The organism is Chitinophaga sp. (assembly GCF_036566945.1).
In the GTDB taxonomy this organism is placed as follows: Bacteria; Bacteroidota; Bacteroidia; order Chitinophagales; family Chitinophagaceae; genus Chitinophaga.
In genome coordinates this window covers 1-4,264 of sequence record NZ_DATCVJ010000561.1, presented here as the reverse complement: position 1 = coordinate 4,264, position 4,264 = coordinate 1, and the positions used below count along the sequence as shown (strand labels likewise).

4 protein-coding genes are annotated in these 4,264 nt (G+C 47.2%); 2 read left to right on the top strand and 2 right to left on the bottom strand.

The genetic code is table 11. The features are described 5' to 3' along the window. The coding region (locus tag VIP81_RS17090; protein WP_331963477.1) for a sigma-70 family RNA polymerase sigma factor at nucleotides 1-277 on the top strand (277 nt) is incomplete at its 5' end. 4 nt (nucleotides 278-281) lie between these two features. Here VIP81_RS17090 and VIP81_RS17085 read toward each other — a convergent pair. Both VIP81_RS17085 and VIP81_RS17080 read right to left on the bottom strand, forming a co-directional pair. Beyond that, entirely contained in the window at nucleotides 282-1,559 is a 1,278-nt protein-coding gene (locus VIP81_RS17085; RefSeq protein ID WP_331963474.1) for a MutS-related protein, read from the bottom strand. 99 nt (nucleotides 1,560-1,658) lie between these two features. Next, the gene (locus VIP81_RS17080; protein ID WP_331963471.1) at nucleotides 1,659-3,788 is read right to left on the bottom strand and encodes an alpha-ketoacid dehydrogenase subunit alpha/beta; all 2,130 of its coding nucleotides are present in this window, start codon (nucleotides 3,786-3,788) and stop codon (nucleotides 1,659-1,661) included. A 79-nt stretch (nucleotides 3,789-3,867) separates the two neighbouring features. Here VIP81_RS17080 and VIP81_RS17075 point away from each other — a divergent pair. Next, nucleotides 3,868-4,264: MarR family winged helix-turn-helix transcriptional regulator (locus VIP81_RS17075; RefSeq protein WP_331963468.1), on the top strand; the 397-nt coding region annotated here is incomplete at its 3' end.

Below are 4,264 nucleotides of genomic sequence, written 5' to 3'. Positions count from 1 at the left end.
AGATGAAAAAATGGAAATTGCTTTCGATAGCAATCCCGAACAGCTCATGATTTCTGCAGAAATGATTCGTAAAATGGAATTTGCAGTACAGCAATTGCCGCCAAAATGCAGAATGGTGTTTACCCTCATCAAACAAAATGGCATGAAATATAAAGAGGTAGCATCCGTGCTAAACCTCTCCGTTAAAACAGTCGAAAACCAACTGGCTATTGCCATGAAACGCTTAACAGCTACGGTAAATTTCACCTTAGGCACTACCCCCAAAACAGTCAAATAATTTTTTATGTCCGTTGCAACAACGCCGGCAATCCTTCTTTCTCAAAAATAATTCTCCCTATTTTTAAATCAGACCAGCCCGCACGTAAGCGGTAGAGAAACTGTGGTACCTGATCTTTCAATATACAATCAATATACCAGGCGTTCACGGCTCTCAGCAGCGGTTGCAACTGATATAGATGTGTAGAGATGACAAAAAAACTGCCATGAAATTTATTCAGTCCATTGATCGTTTGTTGTGAAATATCGAGGGCATCATCTACATTCGTGCCTCTAAACAACTCATCAAATACCGCGAAACAACGTTTGCCTCCGTGGGCTTCCTGTACTACATTCTTCAGGTGCTGCACTTCCATCATAAAATGACTATACCCATGTTTCAGGTCATCAGAGAGATTAATAATCACGGTAATCGAATCGAAATACGGTAAGCGGCAATAGCTGGCAGGCACGCCCACACCGGCATGCGCCAGGTAAACACAGATGCCGATCGCCTTCAGCAGGGTTGATTTTCCCGACATATTGGGCCCCGTCAGTAACATAACAGTGCCGGTTGTATCGAGGTCATTTTTAACGGGCTGCTGTAATGCCGGATGATAAAAATCTTTCATCTGCACCCCGGCGGCTGTGAATTCAGGGAACACAAAACCACGTTTTACAATGCCTTTCGCCAGCGATAACCACGCCTCAAATTCATAAAAAGTTTCCCAATGCTTCCTGGCGGTTTTTTCGTCTATTTTGCGGTTCAGCAAGTCCAGCAGAAATAACTGATCCCTTACACCAAAGCGGTCCTTACGTATACGACGGGCAACTTCCTTCGCATGAAACATAGACAGGTATTGCTGTAACGCCGTTATGCGCTCACCAAAAGCGGAAGGAAACAGTGCCGGATCTATCTGTTCAAAATAGATTTGTAACCCCTCCATAAAAAGCGCCAACTGCGCCAGCCGGCTTCTCATGGAATGCCGGTAACGACGACGCCACAATAGTTGCGCGGTAGCTATCAGATGATTACTATCGTAATAATAATACTGATCATTGATCCTCGTAAAGGAATGTAATACTTCCTCAAAGTCTTGCCGGGAGTAAGTAATTTCGGTATGTATATAACCGTTGTCAATAAATGCTTTCAGGAGTCGTTGCCTTTCGTATACGCCTTCCTGCGTATCAGGCAACGTTAACAGCAGGTGAGTGAGTGCCCGCCGGGCATAGGTATTTCCGGTGGTATCAAATAAGGGTAATAACTGCTTCTCTATTTCAAGGTCAGTAACATTGGCTTTCATGCTTAAAAGATAGAAAGAATAATGAAAGACTGACCGCCGGTGGAGGGCATTTTAACAAAATGTATGGGCACTTGAAAAGATCTGCCCATACATTTTTAATCAATAAGCTAATAATTCAGCGATAGCAGCTTCCACTTTGGCGGGAGTGGGCAGCATCGCCGCTTCCAGACCGGTATTTAGTGGCACCGCTGGTAAATCCATGGCGCCCAGTGTAAACACCGGAGCATCCAGGAAACGGAAACATTCTTTTTGAATACGGCCGGCGAGTGCCTGCGCGAAAGAGTTATTAAGTTGTTCTTCCGTCAGGATCAGGCATTTACCATGTTGCTGTACCATGTCAAAAACAAGCGCTTCATCCAGCGGAAACAACGTGCGCAGATCTACAATCGTAACATTTCCAGGATATGCTTTGGCAGCGGCTTTGGCCCAGTATACGCCCATGCCGTAGGTAATCACACACAGGGCATTTCCCTGGGCCTTGTCTTTAGGATGTGCCTGTAGCACCACGTTGCCCTTTCCCATTGGCAGCACATAATCTGCCGCAGGTTCCACGGTCATGGCCTCCAGCGTACCAGGTACTTTACTCCAGTATAATCCTTTATGCTCCAGCATCACCACCGGGTTAGGGTCAAGGAAGGCGGCCTTCATCAAGCCTTTCATGTCGGCTGCATTGGAAGGATACACCACCTTGATACCTTTAATACTCAGCAGGGTAGATTCCACACTGCCGGAATGATAAGGACCACCACCGCCGTACGCACCAATAGGCACGCGGATCAGCGTTTGCACCGGGTATTTCCCATTACTTAAATAACATGATTTGGATATTTCTGTCACCAGCTGATTAAATCCCGGGTAGATATAATCCGCAAACTGCACTTCCACTATAGGTTTTACGCCTACGGCAGAAAGACCGGCAGTAGCGCCTATAATATACGCTTCCTGTATAGCGGTATTGTATACACGATGAACGCCAAATTTATCACCGAGGGTAGCTGCTTCGCGAAAAACGCCTCCCAGCCTGCGTCCTACGTCCTGTCCAAAAAATATGGCTTCCGGATATGCCTGCATAATTTCTTCCACCGCATGCAATGCCGCATCCACCATGACCACTTTGGCTTTACCGGCAGGTACGCGGGTACCACTTTCTTCCGTTACGGCAGCAGGTGCAAACACGTGCTCCTGCACCGTTTCCGGTGAAGGCTCGGGTGCGGCCACCGCTTTATCAAAAGCTGCCTGTATATCGGCAGCAGCTGTTTTTGCTATCTGGTCCAGTACTTCGGTACTTACACCGTGTTTTACCAGCAATGCCCTGAGCTTCGGCAACGGATCATTGGCAGCATGGTTTTCCAGGTCTTCCGCCGTACGATACCATTCCTTACGGACACCGGAAGTATGATGCCCCAGTAACGGCACGTTGGCCTGCACCAATATAGGACGGCGTTCCTGGCGAACGTAATTGATGGCTGTTTCTATGGCGGCATAACTGGCGGTGAAATCACTGCCGTCTACCCGCATGCGTTCCAGCCCTTTAAAACCGGCGGCGTATTCATATGCATCCATGGTGCGCACTTCTGCACCGGTAGCGGAAATTCCCCAGTCATTGTCCTGTATGAGATAAATAACCGGCAGTTGCTTCAGTACGGCAAACTGAAAGGCTTCACTCACCTCGCCTTCCGTTACGCTGCCATCGCCAAGGGAACATACTACCACGGGCAGTTCTCCCTCCGGACCAGTTTTCAGCAGCTGGGAATCAATCTGTTCCAGGTATTGTATGCCTTGTGCCATGCCGGTGGTAGGGATTACCTGCATCCCGGTAGCACTGCTCTGATGGGGAATTTGTGGTTTATCAGCCACCTTGCTGTTGGGATGGCTGTAATAAGATCTTCCCCCGGAAAACGGATCGTCTGCTTTGGCCAGTAATTGCAGCATTAACTCATAGGGTGTAAAGCCCATGGCCAGCAGCATGCTTTCATCGCGGTAATATGGGCTTACAAAATCCCATGGCCGCAATTGCAGGCCGGTGGCTATTTGTATGGCCTCATGGCCCCGCGAAGTGGAGTGAACATATTTGCAGATGGACCGGTTAGCCTCGTAGGTAACGGCCATACTACCCGCCTCACACATCAGGCGCCAGGCTGTTAATAATTCAGCCTTTTCGCCGCTGTTACCTCCCGGATTAGAGGCTGGCGTTTTAAAAGTTGAAACGCTTGTGCTATCTTTAAACACAATAAGACTGTTTTGGTGATGATGGTGGTTCAAAAACAATAGTTGCCATAGCAACAGTTGCTAATGCAAATTAATTAATATGGCTGATACTTTCGTCAGTAATCCCTCTTTTTTTAAGTTGGATGCTACGCTCAAAAAATTACGCAACTATTGGCAAAAGATGTTCGATGCCCATCAGAAGGACATTACAGTGGATCAATGGTTGCTGATAGAGAACCTTTATAAGCATAAAAAAACTACCCATAACGAGCTGGCCCGTAATACCTCCAAGGATATTACCACCATTTCGCGCATTATTGAGTTGCTGGTCAAGAAAGGATTGGTAAAGAGAGAAGCGGATGTGATCGACCGGCGCAAGGTATATTTACAGTTAACCCCGGCCGGTGTGGAAAAATATAAAGACGTGAAATCACTGGTATATGATATGCGGAAAATTGGCTGGAAAACGCTGACAGAAGCAGATTATGCAGAGCTGA

What these genes read in the sequence shown, in the direction of transcription:
- VIP81_RS17085 (WP_331963474.1), bottom strand. Translation starts at nt 1,559, where the DNA reads ATGAAAGCCAATGTTACTGACCTTGAAATAGAGAAGCAGTTATTACCC.